Raw genomic sequence first — 17,128 nt, forward strand, 5'->3', positions numbered from 1 at the left:
CTTACTCCTTTAGAATAGCTCTTTTAGCCATTTCATAAATTTATCTCCAGTTTTATTTTTTCCTTTATCTAGCTTGATTTCTATATTATTTTTTTCATTTTTATTCTCTTCGTTTTTTGACATTACCAAATCTGTCAAATCACTTTCCTTATCATTCAAATCGGATAAATTTGAGTTTTCAGGAGATTTATTTTGATTGTATTTTAATTTTTTATTAGAATCTAGCTCATAATTTGTATATTTTCCAGAACCATAAAGTATTAGACCTATTACCGTTGCATATGCTGGGTCTTTTAGAGAATCAAATGAGCCGTTTATCTCCTTTGGATTTGCTATTCTTACGGGGAGATTTTTAAATACATTGGAAGTTAATTCTCTTAAGCCTTTCATATATGCCATTCCACCAGTGATAACAATACCAGCTCCTAGATTATTTCTTAGCTCACTCACTTCGATTGCATTTTCAATCATTTGTAATGTCTCTAAAACACGAGAAACCACCACTCCGTGTAAAATTTCCAATGATACTTCTCTTCTTTCGTCAGTGCCTATTGTCGGTATATCAAGTGTGTATGTTATCTCTTCTGGGGTTAAGTCAAATAAAGTGCCAAAGTCAATTTTTATCTTTTCTGCTGCTGCTGGAGTGGTGCTAAGAACCATAACAATATCTTGAGTAACATGCCCAGAGCCCACTCCTAAAAAATAATTATATCTCATAGAGTTTCCAGAATGTATCATAATATCGCAACTACTAGCACCCATATCAATACAGGCAACACCTAATTCTTTTTCATCATTTGTTAAAACAGCAATCGATGAAGCATAAGCACTTAAAACTATTTCACTTACTTCAATCCCTGCATTTCTAACTGCTTTTTTAAGATTCTCCAATCCGCTTTTTTGTGCTGTTACTATATGGACAGATACTTCAAGCCTTGTTCCGCTCATACCAAATGGGTCATCTATATATTCCCTGCCATCTACCTTAAATAAATATGGTAAAACATGTAATACTTCGTGATTATTGGGAATATTTGCATTATATAGGGCTGTTTGCATAACCCTATTTATTTCTTGGATTCCTATGTCATTATGCGGATTATTTATTATTCCTGTGCTATTTATGCTTTTTGTATAAGCTCCGGATATTGATATTATCGCTTGAGATATATTTGTTCCAGCGATTCTTTTTGCATCATTTACAGATTCTTTTATCGACCTACTAGCTTGTTCTATATTTACTATTGCACCTTTTCTAACTCCCTTTGCAGGTTGAACCCCCATACCTATGATGTGTGGATTCCCGGATTTTATTTCTGCAATCAAAGAACATATTTTTGAAGAACCTATGTCAATGCCTAGGATTACTTGTTCCAACTTATGAATCCTTTCTTAGATTATTTGTTATTTTATATGTATTAGCTAAAAAATCAAGAATAGTTTGCTCTAAAAATACAGATTTTATATTATTCAACACTCCTGAAGTTAAAGAATCTTTTAGCATTTTTTGTTCCATAATCTTATATAAAATCGCCTTATTACCTACAATCAAATAATCATTTTGTTTATCTGTGTTAAAAACTTTCGTTAATAATTGCTGTTTTTCAAAATCAGCAAGCCCCGGAATCGGCTTTGTATCATCTATAGAAAAATATCCAATATCAACGCCTTTAAATAGATTGATTCTAGATTCTACATATTTTTTAAATGCTTCTTGTTTTGCTATAGGATAATAATCTTCCATAATCTTACTTTTTGCGTCTTTAAAGCTTTGTATCGTTTGTGGAATCTTTTTTATAACCTTTATTGTAATAAATACATCATCATCTAAAATAGGCTTTATTATATCCCCATCTTTCGCAGAATTCAATGCTTGTAATATATCATCATTTATATCATTTTCATTTATAGTTTTTTTATTTCCCTCTATCTTGCTATCTTTAAAATCAACATATGATTTAAGTGCAACTTTTTGGGCTTCTCTTTTTTGGAAATCTTTTATTAATGTGTCTTTTATAGTATCAAATTCAGCTATAACTCCATCTGTTGCATAATTTGCCTTATTTTCATCATAATAGTTTTTTAATTCTTCTTGGTTTGGTTGTATATCATCTAGTTTTGCTTCTATAATCTCAACCTCAAATTCTTTTTGCGTTTTATATGAATCCTTGTGATTTTCGTAAAATTCTTCTAATTCTTTATCTGTTATATTAACTTTGATTTGATTATCTGTTACTATCTGTATAAAAAGCCTATCTTGTAGATTTATAGGCAATGATAGAATCTCTTTTTCAAATGGTGTTACAATGCTAGGAAATATTTCTAGTATTTTTTGTATCATTAAATCTTTTTTAATGCTTTCCTCAAAAACAGCAGGCTTTAGTCTATTTTGCTTTAAAATCTCTTTATATAAACTAGCATCAAAAACGCCATCTTTTTTAAAATCTGCAATGTCTTGTATCTCTTTGGCAATATCCTCATCACTTATTCGTATTCCAGAATCTAGTGCAAAATTTTCTAATAATGCCTTATCTATGAGTCTTTTTATCGTAATATCTTCTAAACCAAGTAGTTTTGCTTGCTCATTATCAAGTGGTTTTCCCATCAAGGCAGTGTATTGTTCATTGTATTGTCTGTATAAGATTTGATATTCTCTATTAAAATCATCAACACTTATTGAAATATCACCAACTTTCGCAACGCTAGAAGATGATGAAGAAAAATTATATGCACCCCAGCCAACCATACCAGCGGCAATAAATGCTATAGTGCTTATCCAGATTGTGATAATTAAGTATTTTTTGTGTTTTTGCATCCAAGTAATCATAATATGTGCTGTTCCTATATAAATTAAGCTAAATTCTAGCAAAAAGAGTATAATTTTGCGATTATAGCACAAAATTATTTTTAATAAAAATATAAGGTTTTATTTATGAATGCTAAAACTTTATTGCAAGATGATTTAAGATATATTTGGCATCCTTGCACTCAAATGAAAGATATGGATAATTTTCCTATTTTACCGATAAAATCTGGAAAAGGAGTGTATCTCTATGATTTTGATGATAATAAATATATTGATTGTATTAGCTCGTGGTGGGTAAATATTTTCGGGCATAATAATTCCTACATCAATGCAAGATTAAAAGAGCAAATTGACATATTAGAGCATATTATTTTCGCTGGATACACGCACGAGGGGATAGTTCGATTATCAAAACGATTAATTTCAGCATTACCAAATAAACTTGATAAATGTTTTTACGCCGATAATGGAAGCTCTGCTGTGGAGATAGCATTAAAAATGAGTCATCATCTAAATCTTTTGCAAGGTAAAAATAAAAGTATTTTTTTATCACTTCAAAATTCTTATCACGGCGAGACTATAGGGGCTTTGAGTGTTTGTGATATTGGAATCTACAAGCAAACTTATAAAAATATTTTAATATCAAATATGCAAACTCCTATTCCAAAAGATTCCACTAGGGATTCTATTAATATTGCTTTAAATGAGCTAGATTCTATATTACAAAAACATAGCAATAGTATTTGTGCGTTTATATTAGAACCATTAGTTCAGTGTGCAGGGGGAATGAATATATACCCAAAAGAGTTTGTAAAAGAGGCTTCTAAAATGTGCAAAGAGGCTGGAATCTATGTTATTTTTGATGAAATTGCAGTTGGTTTTGGGCGAAGTGGAGAGATGTTTGCATTAGAAGAATGTGAATCTACACCCGATTTTTTATGCTTATCAAAAGGTATTACAGGTGGATATTTGCCTTTATCTGTCGTTGTTGTTAGCGATGATACTTATGATGCTTTTTATGGGGATTATAATAAATCTTTTTTGCATTCTCATAGTTATAATGGCAATCCACTTGCCGTTGCTTGTGCAAATGCTACATTTGATATTTTTGAAAACAATAATATTATAGAAAATAATAGAATGCTAAGTGATTTTATTTTTGATAAATTTTGTGAATTAAGTGAGTTTAGCATAGTTTCAAATATTCGTAGAAAAGGTATGATTTTCGCCTTTGATTTAGATGTAAAATATGATAGAAGTTTTAGCTTAAGATTTGCGAATCTAGCACTAAAAGAGGGGCTAATTATCCGTCCATTGGGTAATGTAGTTTATTTTATGCCACCATATGTGATTACAAAAGAAGAGGTTATTTTTGTTATTAATGCACTTAAAAATATCATCAAAACTTTAGGCAAATAGATTTGCGACTAAAATTTTATATCAAATTTTAAGTATATTTTTTATAAGATTTCGAATCTTTATTGTTTGTTTTTATTGCTCTATTGTGAATGTAAAATAATTATAAATTTAAGCTTAAGGTATAAAATGCAGGATATTCAGCCACATAATATTAGAAAAAATAGAATTTTAGTTAAATTTTCCGGTGAAGCACTAGCTGGTAAAAATGGATTTGGTATAGAAATTGACATCTTGCGATATATCGCAAAGGAAATTAAGCTCTTAGTTGATAATGATATTGAGGTTTGTATTGTTATTGGCGGAGGGAATATTATACGCGGTGTGAGTGCAAGTGAGGGCGGGATTATCCGCCGAACAAGTGGCGATTATATGGGAATGTTAGCAACTGTTATTAATGCAGTGGCTATGCAAGAGGCATTAGAGCATTTTGGCGTTGATGTGCGGGTGCAAAGTGCCATTGAGATTCAAGAAATCTGCGAGACTTATATCTATCGTAGGGCTATACGACATATTCAAAAAGGTCGCGTTGTGATTTTTGCAGCTGGGACTGGGAATCCATTCTTTACTACAGATACAGCAGCCACACTTAGGGCGATTGAGATTGCCGCAGATGTGATTGTAAAGGCAACGAAAGTCGATGGCGTTTATGACAAAGACCCAAATAAATTCGAAGATGCTACCCGCCTTGATAGCCTTTCATACGACCAAGCCCTAAAGGATAATATTAAGGTTATGGACGATACGGCAATTGCATTAGCAAAAGATAATAATCTGCCGATAATTGTTTGCAATATGTTTAAGCCAAGCAATCTTTTAGAAATTATTAAGTATCAAAAAGGTATTTATTCAATAGTTAATAACCAAGATTAGGAGATTTATTTATGGAAAGAATTGAAGAAGTTTTAGAAAAAGCTTTAGAAAAAGTTGATAATGATAGATATAAACTATCTTGCTTTGTTTTTAGTAGAGTAAAAGAGTTAGGCGAAGGTGCAACTCCTCTTGTAAATATGGATGTAACACAATATAAATTGACAGATATTGCATTAAAAGAGATAGCTGAAGGCAAGATTTTTATAGATAGAATTGATACTATAGATTAATCCTAAAAGTTAGGATAGAGATTGGGTTATGAATCTATTTTCTTCATTAAATGATATTGACACCATTGACAAAGCCACCGATAGATTAGAAAATATACTATTCTATTCGATGAGTCCAAAGGTTAGGAATGCCCTAAATGCCTGCATTGCCGCACACGAAGGACAGGTTCGAAAAAGTGGGATTCCATATGCCATACACCCCATTTTAGTTTCGTGCATTGTGGCGTATTATGGTGGGGAAGAATCTATGATTTGTGCGGCTCTTTTACACGATGTGGTTGAAGATACGGATTATGATATTGATTGGATTGAGAGCGAGTTTGGCGATGATGTAGCAAGTTTGGTGGATTCCCTAACTAAAATCGTTGATATACGAAAAGAGGAGATTCCCTCCTCCAGCGATACGAATGAAAAGCTCGTAGCCTCCGCCCTATCGTTTCGTAAAATGCTAATTGCCTCGATTAAAGATATTCGTGCACTTGTGATAAAAATCAGCGATAGAATGCATAATATGCTAACTCTAGATGTTCTCCCAGAGCATAAACAACGGAGAATCTCCGAAGAAACGCTCGTAGTTTACGCCCCAATTGCTCATAGACTTGGAATCTCATCGATAAAAAACGAGCTTGAAGACAAGAGCTTTTATTATATTTTTCGCGATGATTACAATAGGATTAATTCTTATTTAGATTCTCATCGCCAAGATTTGGTTTTAAAGCTAAATAATTTCATCGCTAAGGTTTCATCAATACTTATGCAAAATGGCTTTATGGAATCTGATTTTAGGATTGAAAGTCGTATAAAGCGACCTTATTCCATATTTCTAAAAATGCAAAAAAAGGGCGTTAGCATTGATGAGATTCTGGACTTACTAGCTATTAGAATTATCGTAAATAAGGATATTGACTGCTATAAGGCTTTAGGGATAATCCATCTAAATCTAAAGCCGATAATTTCAAGATTCAAGGACTATATTGCACTCCCAAAGGAAAATGGCTATCAAACGATTCACACCACCGTTTTTGATGAATCCTCTATTTTTGAAGTGCAGATTCGCACCATTAAGATGCATAATTCCGCGGAGTTTGGCGTAGCAGCACATTGGAAATATAAAAATACTGGAATTGTCCCATCAATGGATTGGCTTAGCAATCTCCAATACCAAGATAATAATATTGAGGAGTTTTATGAACTCGCTAAAAATGATTTGTATAGAGAGGATATTGTTGTATTTTCCCCAGCAGGTGATACCTATACGCTTCCGGTGGGTGCGGTGGCACTAGACTTCGCATATGCGGTGCATACGGAATTAGGGAGCTACGCCAAAGAGGCATATATCAATAATCAAAAATCCTCGCTTCTTACGACTTTAAAAAGTGGCGATATTGTGCGGATTATTCGTGGTAATCATTTAGAGCCAAAATGCACTTGGATTGATGCGGTAAAAACCTCGAGGGCAAAAAGTAATCTAAAACTTCAATGTGCCCAAAAGCTAAGGGAAATCGAGCAGAAATCTGCCATAAATATCCTTTCTACGATATTTTTCGACCATAATCTAAATGTAGTTGAGGGCTTTGTAAAAGAAAATAATCTCCTTTCTTCTATCTCAAAATGCACGAAAGATTTGGATTTTCTAATCGATGTGAAAAATCGCATTAAAAATAATCTTAAAAATAATGTAAATTTCCTATCCAAAATTCGCCTAGATAGATTAAAGCTAAAAAAGCAGGAGTTTAATAATCTAATTATTTATTCCAATCACACGATTTCTGAGACGCTTTTTGATTATTGTTGCCACCCAAAGCATAATGATGAGGTTTTGGCGATTAAGAATGGCTCTAAGGTCTTTATCCACCACAAGCTTTGCGAGCGAGCGGGACTAGAGGTAAATAATGGGGCTAGAATGGTGTATGTGGATTGGAAAGAGGATAGTGCAAACTCATATAAAGTAATAGTGGGATTGGAGGATAGAAAGGGAACTTTGGCTACTTTCCTATCCACTCTTGCAAAATATGATTGCAATGTAACTGGAATCTCCTATAGTGGGTATAAAAATCAGTTTATGACGACTTGTGAGATTGTATTTGAAAGCACCACAAATGATATAAAAACATTGCGGAATCTGCTCTCAAAAAAATATAAAATAATTGATTTTTTTAGCCTAAAAGACGCATATACACAATAAATTTTAAGAAAGGGGAAAGCGTGGAATCTAAGATAATTGAAGCAATGAGCGAGATAGAACGAGGCTCTAGCGAGATAATTGGACTAGATTATATTAAAAGCTTGGTTGAAAGATTCTTTAAAACTGGGCAGAGATTTATAGTAAAGGCTGGATTCGACCCGACTGCGCCGGATTTGCATTTGGGGCATAGTGTGCTTTTATCCAAACTTGCGACTTTAGAGCGATATGGCGGGGAGATAAAGTTTTTAATTGGCGACTTTACGGCGATGATTGGCGACCCAAGTGGCAAAAGTGAAACAAGGAAAATCCTAAGCCGCGAAGAGGTGCTAAAAAACGCCCAAACTTATAAAGAGCAGGTTGGCAAGATTCTTGGGAGTAGCAAGTTTGAGATTTGCTTTAACTCCACTTGGCTTAGCAAATTAGGTAGCGAGGGAATGCTACAATTAACTTCAAAATTCTCCGTTGCACGAATGCTAGAGCGAGATGACTTCGCCAAAAGGCATAAGGAAAATCTCCCAATAAGCATTGTGGAGTTTATGTATCCGCTTTTGCAAGGCTATGATAGTGTGGCTATGGAGTGCGACATCGAGTGTGGCGGAAACGACCAAAAGTTTAATTTGCTAGTTGGGCGAAGTATGCAACGCTCTTATGGGCTTTCTAAGGAGCAATCCGTGCTTATGATGCCACTTTTAGAGGGGCTTGATGGCGTGGCTAAGATGAGTAAGTCGCTTGGGAATTACATCGGCATTACTGATGAGCCAAATGAGATGTATGCTAAGATTCTAAGCATTTCGGATTCTATGATGTGGCGGTATTATGAGCTTTTAAGTGGCATTAGTCTAAAGGAATTAAAGGCGTTAAGAGAGGGCGTGGAATCTGCTAAGATTCACCCAAAAAAGGCAAAAGAGGATTTAGCACTAGAAATTGTGGCAAAATACCACGATGAAAAAGCCGCAAAAAAGGCGAAAGAAAACTTCGATGCGATTTTTTCAAAAGATTTGATTCCGGAGGATTTAGAGGAATTCGAGGGGGAATCTAACACTTGGATTTGCAAATTTCTAGTAGATTCTGGTATGGCGAAATCCACTTCAGAGGCAAGGCGAGACATTAAGGCAGGGGCGTTTAGGATTGAGGGCGAAAAGTTATTTGATGAAAATTTTAAGCTTAAATCTGGTATATATGTAATGCAGATTGGCAAAAGAAAATTTGTGAGAGCAAAAATAAAATGACAAAAACTACTCTAAAATCACTTAAAATAGGCAAATACACTATAAAATACCCAATCATACAAGGCGGAATGGGCGTGGGTATAAGCTGGGACGAGTTAGCTGGGAATGTCTCGCTAAATGGGGCGTTGGGGACTATTAGCTGTGTGGGGACTGGATACTATAAAAAAATGCATTTTGCAGAGAAAATCGTCCGCTCAAAGCCATTTGAAGCGATAAACTTCTACTCCAAAAATGCCCTTTTTGAAATATTTAAAAACGCTAGGAAAATCTGCGGAGATTCCCCACTTGCCGCAAATATTTTATACGCCATAAACGAATATGGCAGAGTGGTAAAAGATGCGTGTGAAGCGGGGGCAAATATCATAATCACTGGAGCTGGTCTCCCTACAAATATGCCGGAATTTACCAAGAACTTCCCAGATGTCGCACTCGTGCCGATAGTATCGTCCGCAAAAGCGTTGCGAATCTTGTGTAAACGCTGGAAGGAGCGATATAATCGCATTCCGGACGCCGTGATTGTGGAGGGACCTTTGAGTGGCGGACATCAAGGGTGTAAATATGAGGACTGCTTCAAGGAGGAATTTCAGCTAGAAAATATCCTTGCAGATGTGTTGATAGAGGCGAAAAATCAAGGCGATATCCCAGTAATTGCCGCTGGGGGAATCTGGGATAGAGGTGATATTGATAGATTTATGGCTTTGGGAGCCTCCGGGGTGCAAATGGCGACTAGATTCCTAGGGACTTATGAGTGCGACGCAAAGGCGTATTTGGATATTATGCCACAAATCAAAAAAGACGACATAAAGCTTATAAAATCCCCAGTGGGCTACCCAGCAAGGGCGTTAAATGTGGGAATCTTAAGGGCGTTGGAAAATGGCACCGCCCCAAAAATCGCTTGTGTTAGCAACTGCGTCCAGCCCTGCCACAGAGGAGTTGAGGCGAAAAAGGTGGGATATTGCATAGCTGATAGACTAGGCGATGCGAGTAATGGGAACCTAGAAACAGGGCTTTATTTCAGTGGCTCAAATGGCTATAGGATTGATAAAATAATCCGCGTAAAAGAGCTAATCGGCGAGTTAGTGCGAGACTAAGCCAAAGCCAAAAGCGAACAAATGAACGAGGTTTTAGAAAATAAGCTAAATATCAAAAGCCAATTTGAGCTAGATAAGCAAGAGGAGCTTATTAGCAAAAAACGGGCTTTGAGGTTATTTGATAATAAAAATTTCATTTCTTGCGATATTTATAAATTTGATTTTTTGGCAAAAATTCATAAATTTCTATTTGAGGAAATCTATCATTTTGCAGGGCAGATAAGGACGCAGAATATCTCAAAAGGTGGCTTTCGCTTTGCCCCAGTTCTCTACATAAATGAGGCGATAAAAAAGGTCGAAAATATGCCAAATGGCTCATTTGATGAGATAGTCGAAAAATATGTAGAGATGAATATAATCCACCCCTTTAGAGAGGGGAATGGCAGGAGTATGCGAATCTGGCTTGATTTTATGATGCGAGACGCCCTAAAACTCACTATCGAGTGGAGCCGAATCTCCAAAGCGGATTATATGTTAGCTATGGAGCGAAGCCCTATAAAGGACACCGAAATTAAAGCGTTGCTTAAAAATGCATTAAACCAAGATATAGGCGAATTCTCACTATTTGCAAGAAATGTCGATATTAGCTACTCTTACGAGGGCTACGACTTTTATACGAGTTTTGAGCTTTTAAAATCAATTGATGAAAATAGGAAAAAGATTTGAGAATTTTTTTAATACTACTTATGCCATTTTTGCTATTTTCAGCCCAATTGAAAATAACTGCTCTAAATGCCACGGGGAGCAAGGCAAACTACGCTGTTCGCATAACCTTTAATCAAAATATCAAGCAAAGTGATTTTAAAAAATACACCATAAAAGCTGGAATCTATTATGATATAAAAGCCGAACTTACGCTAAAAAGGCGGAGTTTTAAGCTTGGAAATAATGTCGTTACAATCGCACAATTTAATAAAAATATCTCGCGAATTGTAATAGAAACCAAAAGTCCAAAGAATCTAAATTTTAATATCAATAAAAATGTGCTAACTCTTAGCTTTGGGGATTCTGCAGATTCTGCGAAAAGCTCCGCTAAAACTGCTAAAGATACGGCAAAATCCAAAATAGATTCCAAAGATTCCGCAAGTTCGCCTATCGCAAATCTATTTGAAAATATAGACCCAAAAGCCATTCAAGCAGATTCTAAAGATTCCGCTAAAGCTGCAAAACCAGCTACAAAACCCGCCCAAAAGCCCACTCCAAAACAAACAGAATCTCCAAAAGCCACAACGATAGATTCTAAGTTAAAGGATAAAATAATCGTTTTAGACCCCGGACATGGCGGGAAAGACTGCGGAGCACAAGTGAATAGAATCTGTGAAAAAGGAATCGTCCTAAATATCACCAAAAAAGCTAGGGATATTCTAAAAGAGCGTGGCTATAAGGTTTTCCTAACGCGCTCAAACGACAAATATATTAGCCTTACAGCTAGAACGAAATTTGCCAATGACAAAAATGCCGATGTTTTCGTGTCAATCCACGCCAACGCCCTAGATAAAAAATCCAAAAATTATAAAACGATGAATGGCATTGAGACCTATTTCCTATCCACTGCAAGGAGCGAGCGGGCACGAAAAGTCGCAGAGCTAGAGAATAAAGATGATATTGAGGTAATGAATTATTTCTCCAAATTATCATTTTTAAACTCCATAAATTCCCAACGACTCTTAGCCTCCAACAAACTTGCAATCGATGTTCAAAGTGGAATGCTAAGCAGTGCTAGGGAAATCTATAGAAATACTACTGATGGGGGCGTTAGAGAGGGACCATTTTGGGTGTTAGCTGGGGCGCTTATGCCCTCTGTGCTAGTCGAAGTGGGCTATATGACAAATGAGGGCGACCTAAAAAAGCTCCAAACAAAAGCCTATCAGGATAAAATCGCACTTGGAATTGCAAATGGCATTGAGAGCTATTTTGTGAAAAATTTCTAAGGGTAAGTATGACAAAACAAAAAATTGAAATGATTTTCTCCTTGCTATTTTTTTTCTTTTCATTATTTTTATTTTTGTCTATTATTTCCTCGCTACTCATTGTTAATTTTGATAATCTACTTTTAATTATGTTAAAACCTGATGGATTTTTTGTCCAAATAACAAGAATAGTTTTATTTTGTGGGTTTTGTTTCTCATTGTATCTCTATAAAACTAGGTATATTAAAAAAGATAGAAAATATAATAATTTCATTATATTTGGTATGTTTTTATTTATAATCCTACTTTTGACAAATATATTTTTTAATCCAAAAGGTGATGATTTACAAAATATGCTAGAAATCTACTCATACAAGGAAAGTCATACGATTATCAATAGCACTAAAAAGTTATTTTTCGATAGCGTTGTATTTATTTATTTTGTGATGATTCCAGCCCTTAGCTTTTTTTATAAGCGTAGGGTTTATGATAGCTATTTTTACCAGACTTATATCCGTGAGATTGCCCCGAGTCTTAATGTTAGTATTATATTTTTATTTGGATATGTAATACAAGAATATGATTTTAGCAATATTTATTCAATAATAGACATTATATTATCTATATTTAGTATTGCGTTATTTTTACGAATTGCCATTAGTTCTAGATATGCTATAACATTGTATAGTGTAGTTAATCTTTTTCTACTTTGTTGTGGATTTATTATATTTATATTATCTAGAAATCTATTAGAACAATGTAATTTATTTTATGCAAGTTCATTTTTTTATGCACTTGGTTTATTGTATTGGTTTTTAAACATATCAATAAAATTAGAGCATTGAGATTCTATACATTGGAATCTTGATAGATTCGTTTATTATCCATTTTTATGTATAATTCACTAATAAGGTGGGGGTTATGCAAAGGATATTCGCAATTTTTATCGTTGCAATTATTATTAGTTTGCCAAATATTGCATTTGGTAATACACTTCCAGCACAAATTACGCTAAATAGTGGCGATAATAACACTCGTGAAGTCGTAGGCACTCCATTTAATACCGACCCAAACAAATGGGAAATTGACGCAAATAATGGCTTTACATACTCCACAAATGGCACTTTAGCTTCATATCTCACTATAATTCCAGCGGATTTAAGCAAGGAAATTCAATTTTATGATTGCTATGAATCTTCTACTTGTGGAAATATTTCTATTAATGCAAACTCAAATTTGACGCTTAATTTCGGCTCTGCCGTATCTGCTACACATTATAACGGCAGTAGAATCCAAATCGCTCAAAATGCCTCATATACCGAAAATGGCACAACTTTTCGAACCACAAATGCCACTGGTGGGGCGTATGGATATATCGCAAATTATGGGAATCTTACTTTAAATATCAGCGATTATGTGCTGTTTTACTCGGGGCTTGGGCTGGAGAATAACGGCGGAACTGCCACTATCACCACTAAAAATGTTTTTAATGGGCAGATGAGTGATTATTACGGCATAGCAGGTATTATCAATCTAGTAAATAATTCCACCACCACGATAAATGGGAATCTAAGTAATAATTCGGCGATTTTCTTGCGTAGAAAATACGCTAGTGGCACGACACATATGGAAACTCATCGTAGTAAAAATACGCAATCTTCGCAAATAAATATCACAAATAGTCTCTTAAGCGTAAATGGCACTTTGGAAAATGGCGGATATAGCACTGAAAATCTAGGCACAACAACTACTAGAATCTATGGCACTGGAATCCTAAATCTAGATTCCAGCAATCTTAATGCGACAAATCTTGTTAGTAGCGGATTTATGCGAGATGATACAGGTGCGATTTATCGCTCAAAAATAAATGCAAAAAATAGTCGCATTAATATAACTGGGAATCTTACAAATAGGGCATATAGCGATATTAGCCTAAATAATAGCACAATCGAAGTGGCAGGGCGATTTGCTTCTGGGGCAAATACAAATATATTTATGAATGAAAAAAGCCAAATTAAGGCAAATGAAATTGACATACAAAATACCACTCTTAGTATAAATAGCGTGGGGAGCGTGGGGGAGAGTGTGCTTTTTAGTGCGACTTCTTTGCTTTCCCATAATCTAACTTTAGGAAATATTAATATCTATGCAAGTGATGGTTCTTTAAGCCTATTTTACAGCGGAATCCTAAGCCAAAATGCAAATGAGATTTTACTAAACATTAGTGAAAAAACTATCCAAAATATCGGCGGAAGCGTGGGCTTAAGCGGAAATTCGCAAAAAATAGTTGAGGGTATTTATAATGATGTGAATCTAAGCGATAGGCTTAAAAATATGGGTGCAAATGATATAAAAACGCTTGGAAATAATATCAATAACTTTATGCAAAACTTCACAAATAACGCAAATCAAATAAATATGCTAAATCGCTCCAACATTGTAAATAGGCTTGTAAAGCGTGGATTTAGTCGTGGGCGAGTGGCGGAGAGCGAGTTTGAACGAGTGGAATATATCCGCCTTGCGAGTAATAGCTATGCAAATTGCGGAGCTTATGGAAACTACGCAAATTCCAGTAATTTCACATATCCGGCAAACTATGAGCGAATCTATAGCGATGCGGGAAATAGCGGAATCTATGATGAATCCGGCGAATCTGCCGAATCTAATGCGGATTCTGCAATTGATAAATCTGCTAAAATTGGCGAATCCGGCGAATCTAATGAATTTTCCGGAATTAGCGAATCTGCCGAATCTAGCGGAATTAGCGATAATCTCTATGCTTCAAATGCTAGGCAAAGGGGCGTGGGTAATATTTATAGGCAAAATAACCTAAAAGCTCCAAGTGCTAGGAATCTAGGCAATGTTGGCAATAACGCACGAACCACAGGAATCCCAGCAAACTCCACAAATCCCAACGCAAATCCCAATTCGCTCTCCCAAAGTCTTTATGCCTCACTGCTAGGCGGATATGTGAAAAACTCCCTAAGCGGCGGGTATAACTATGGGCTAAATGTGGGCTATGATGTGTATGTGGGCGATTTTCTCTTAGGGATTTATGGCTCATATGTGGGCGAAAACTTAAGCGATGATGGATTGAAATTTAACACGAACAATATGCAGTTTGGGGGATATTTGCGATATAGCAATTCTGCTTTTGAGCTGGATTTTTTAGCGAGTTATAATCTAGCGAATAATAAATTTAACTTTAACGCCCTTAATACGCTTGGGGGCTTTAGTGGCAATGGCAAGTATAAAAATAACGCCCTAAATGTGGCACTAAGCTTGGGTGGATTATTGCATTTTAATTCAAATACGCTGAAACTCTTTGCTGGGGCGGAGTATTCGCAAAATAATAATGGCGAAATAGCCCAAAATGGAGCATTGAATGCGACATATTTTATAAATGATTTGCAAAGATTAGATGGCGTTGTGGGCTTGGAGTGGAGGTCGTTTTTTGGGGTTGGGGGCTATTTTTTCATTCGCCCGGAGGTCATAATCCCACTTTTTAGCAATGCAAAAGACACAACTATCATTTTCCTAAATACGCCACTAACCTACGGCGTGGAAAAAGGTGAGATTTTCGGCTCACTTATCATCGGTGGCGAGGGGCAGATGAATAGCTTTAGCTCCATTGGATTAAGCGGAATTTTTAGGGCTTCTACTAAAAAATCCCTACTTATCGGCGGAATGGCAACATTGAGATTCTACTTTTAGGTTAATAAAATCTAAATTATTACATCGCCTATTTTTTGCACAGCACCTTTGAAATACACATCATTTTTTTCAGTTCTAAAATGAAGTTTATCCCCACTTGGCGGGATTAGAATGCAATCATTTTTAATTTTTTTATTGCTTAGGGCAAGATAAAATGTCGCTGCCATTCCGCTCCCACAGGCAAGTGTTATCTCCTCTACGCCCCGCTCATAGGTGGCTAGATGGATTTTATTCTTATTTTTGATATAGGCAAGATTCACATTTGCATTGTATTTTTGTCTTAGATTTTGTAAAAAATCATTTTTATTTTTTGGTAGATTCGACTTTTCGTTTATAAATGCCACCAAATGCGGCACACCTGAATCTAATAAATAAAAATGCAAGTTATTTTCTATTATATTTTTATCTAGCATTTTGATTTTGCCAAAATTCACCTCCACCACAAGCCCATTAACCTCGACTTTTATCTCTCCTGCTTTGGCTAAAAAGCTATGTTTTTTGGGAGCTAATTGATTTTTATAGGCATAGTGAGCTACGCATCTACTTGCATTCCCACACATCTCTGCATTACTTCCATCGCTATTGTAAAAGTCCCATTCATAGGCGTATTTTGTGTGTGGCAGGAGAGCTACGAGTCCATCAGCTCCTATTCCATTATGTCTATTACATAGCTTTTTTGCTAGTTTTGAGTAATCATCTTTTTTAAAGGTATGGAAAATCAAAAAGTCATTCCCAGAAGCACTATATTTGCTAAGCCACATATTTTTCCTTTATTTTAAATATTGGGATTGCTTTAGAATCCTCGCTGGAATCCCATAGGATAGATAATCTACTAGTTTATGAAAATAGTTTTCTATGCTCAATTTTTATACATTTATTTTCTATAACTTGTATATTATTTTTTTCTAGAATCTCTTTTGCATATGGGCTTTTTACATCTAATTGTAGCCAGAAAATCTTTGGTGGCAAAATAGATTTATTTTGTAAAATTTTTAGTAGATTATCAGCGATTTCAGGCACAGATTCGCTTTTTCTAAATACCACAATAATATCGATTTTCTCCGCATTCATTGCAGAATCTAGATTGTGATAAACCTTTTGATTTAGTATTAAATCGCCTTTTGGATAGATTGGAATGACCTTATATCCTGCATTTTGTAGATATTTGGCGACGATATGGCTGTCTTTTGTCTCATCTGGGCTAAGCCCGATTATAGCGATATTTTTGCTTATAGATAAAATTTCTTTTATGTTATTTTGGGATTGCATATTTCACCTTTATTTTAAACTACTAGATTTTACCAAATATTTTAAGTGAGATTCTATATCAAAAAAATAATTGTGGATTAAAAAATAATGATTGCAGAATCTGCTCAATCGTATAGTGTATAAATTTAGTTTAGATTCCAGAATCTATATTTTATTTATATTTATTTGTTTATATTTAAGTGATTTTTTTAATCTAATCCCACTATTATTTATATAATGCTGATATTATGATTTTATAGATAATCTAGATGATACACCCACTCTTATTTATATAAAACTAACACAATCTTTTAAAATTACTAAAGTAGTTTTTAAGATAATCTTAATTTAATCTTTCTTTTACACCTTGTTTATATAAAAAGTAGGATTAGGATATAAGCTAAGGAAATAGATTCGCTTAGAAAT

The 17,128-nt window shown here is 34.9% G+C and carries 14 protein-coding genes; 10 read left to right on the forward strand and 4 right to left on the reverse strand.

Annotated elements, in window-relative coordinates; all coding sequences use genetic code 11:
• Window positions 1-9: 9 nt before the first annotated feature.
• Together ftsA and CCY99_RS07690 are read right to left on the reverse strand one after the other, a co-directional pair.
• Window positions 10-1,377 carry a cell division protein FtsA gene (gene ftsA / locus CCY99_RS07685; RefSeq protein WP_112060835.1) on the reverse strand — a complete coding sequence of 456 codons (1,368 nt, stop codon included), beginning with the start codon at window positions 1,375-1,377 and terminating at the stop codon, window positions 10-12.
• Between the two features lies 1 nt (window position 1,378).
• Window positions 1,379-2,827, reverse strand: a complete 1,449-nt coding sequence (locus CCY99_RS07690) for a peptidylprolyl isomerase (RefSeq protein WP_112060836.1) — start codon at window positions 2,825-2,827, stop codon at window positions 1,379-1,381.
• Between the two features lie 105 nt (window positions 2,828-2,932).
• Here CCY99_RS07690 and CCY99_RS07695 point away from each other — a divergent pair, with 105 nt between their 5' ends.
• The 10 genes from CCY99_RS07695 to CCY99_RS07740 all read left to right on the forward strand — a co-directional run bounded on the left by CCY99_RS07695 (window position 2,933) and on the right by CCY99_RS07740 (window position 15,454).
• On the forward strand, window positions 2,933-4,225 hold the full coding sequence (locus CCY99_RS07695) for an adenosylmethionine--8-amino-7-oxononanoate transaminase (protein ID WP_112060837.1): 1,293 nt from the start codon (window positions 2,933-2,935) through the stop codon (window positions 4,223-4,225).
• A 126-nt stretch (window positions 4,226-4,351) separates the two neighbouring features.
• Entirely contained in the window at window positions 4,352-5,095 is a 744-nt protein-coding gene (pyrH, locus tag CCY99_RS07700) for a UMP kinase (RefSeq protein WP_112060838.1), read from the forward strand.
• A gap of 11 nt (window positions 5,096-5,106) precedes the next feature.
• Window positions 5,107-5,325: a DNA-directed RNA polymerase subunit omega gene (locus tag CCY99_RS07705; protein WP_112060839.1), complete on the forward strand. Its 219-nt coding sequence runs from the start codon at window positions 5,107-5,109 to the stop codon at window positions 5,323-5,325.
• A gap of 28 nt (window positions 5,326-5,353) precedes the next feature.
• Entirely contained in the window at window positions 5,354-7,510 is a 2,157-nt protein-coding gene (locus tag CCY99_RS07710; RefSeq protein WP_112060840.1) for a RelA/SpoT family protein, read from the forward strand.
• A 44-nt stretch (window positions 7,511-7,554) separates the two neighbouring features.
• Window positions 7,555-8,739: a tyrosine--tRNA ligase gene (gene tyrS / locus CCY99_RS07715; protein WP_112060848.1), complete on the forward strand. Its 1,185-nt coding sequence runs from the start codon at window positions 7,555-7,557 to the stop codon at window positions 8,737-8,739.
• Window positions 8,736-9,830, forward strand: coding sequence for a nitronate monooxygenase (locus CCY99_RS07720; protein ID WP_112060841.1), 1,095 nt, complete (start codon window positions 8,736-8,738; stop codon window positions 9,828-9,830). The genes tyrS and CCY99_RS07720 overlap by 4 nt, the downstream gene beginning before the upstream one ends.
• 21 nt (window positions 9,831-9,851) lie before the next feature.
• Window positions 9,852-10,496, forward strand: coding sequence for a Fic family protein (locus CCY99_RS07725; protein WP_112060842.1), 645 nt, complete (start codon window positions 9,852-9,854; stop codon window positions 10,494-10,496).
• Window positions 10,493-11,761: an N-acetylmuramoyl-L-alanine amidase gene (locus CCY99_RS07730; protein ID WP_258443898.1), complete on the forward strand. Its 1,269-nt coding sequence runs from the start codon at window positions 10,493-10,495 to the stop codon at window positions 11,759-11,761. Before CCY99_RS07725 ends, CCY99_RS07730 begins: the two co-directional genes overlap by 4 nt.
• A gap of 8 nt (window positions 11,762-11,769) precedes the next feature.
• Complete coding sequence (locus CCY99_RS07735; protein ID WP_112060843.1) at window positions 11,770-12,585, forward strand: hypothetical protein; 816 nt, start codon at window positions 11,770-11,772, stop codon at window positions 12,583-12,585.
• Window positions 12,586-12,661: 76 nt separating this feature from the next.
• Entirely contained in the window at window positions 12,662-15,454 is a 2,793-nt protein-coding gene (locus CCY99_RS07740; RefSeq protein WP_112060844.1) for an autotransporter outer membrane beta-barrel domain-containing protein, read from the forward strand.
• Between the two features lie 11 nt (window positions 15,455-15,465).
• Here the strand turns inward: CCY99_RS07740 and dapF are convergent, their stop codons facing one another.
• Window positions 15,466-16,215 carry a diaminopimelate epimerase gene (dapF, locus tag CCY99_RS07745; RefSeq protein ID WP_112060845.1) on the reverse strand — a complete coding sequence of 250 codons (750 nt, stop codon included), beginning with the start codon at window positions 16,213-16,215 and terminating at the stop codon, window positions 15,466-15,468.
• A gap of 76 nt (window positions 16,216-16,291) precedes the next feature.
• The gene (locus tag CCY99_RS07750; RefSeq protein WP_112060846.1) at window positions 16,292-16,723 is read right to left on the reverse strand and encodes a CoA-binding protein; all 432 of its coding nucleotides are present in this window, start codon (window positions 16,721-16,723) and stop codon (window positions 16,292-16,294) included.
• Between the last annotated feature and the right edge of the window lie 405 nt (window positions 16,724-17,128).

The sequence above is a fragment of the Helicobacter sp. 16-1353 genome (genome assembly GCF_003288815.1).
Lineage (GTDB): Bacteria > Campylobacterota > Campylobacteria > Campylobacterales > Helicobacteraceae > NHYM01.